This window comes from Streptomyces yerevanensis (assembly GCF_000716805.1).
Classification (GTDB): domain Bacteria; phylum Actinomycetota; class Actinomycetes; order Streptomycetales; family Streptomycetaceae; genus Streptomyces; species Streptomyces flaveus.
Genome location: NZ_JNWJ01000309.1, coordinates 1 through 212, shown reverse-complemented (window position 1 = coordinate 212; position 212 = coordinate 1). Strand labels below are relative to the sequence as shown.

Sequence of the window (212 nt, the reverse complement as noted above, 5' to 3'; positions counted from 1 at the left end):
GCGGTGCAGGTCGTTGCCGACGACGATGGAGACGGCGTCGATGGTGGGGTCCTCGGCGACGGCCTCCCAGCTCGGCAGCGCCTTCTCGTACCCGTAGCGGCGGGCGGCGTCCGCGCCGAGTTCGACGTTGGCGTCGGCGATCGCGGCCAGCCGGACGGGCGGCAGACCGGCCCCGAAGACCGTGTTGACGTTGCGGTAACCGGCCGCGTGAC

Annotated in this window: 1 protein-coding gene; it reads right to left on the bottom strand. The window is 73.1% G+C overall.

Features of this window, described 5'->3' with window-relative positions:
• Positions 1–212: Gfo/Idh/MocA family oxidoreductase (locus OP79_RS49520; RefSeq protein ID WP_033330081.1), on the bottom strand; the 212-nt coding region annotated here is incomplete at both ends.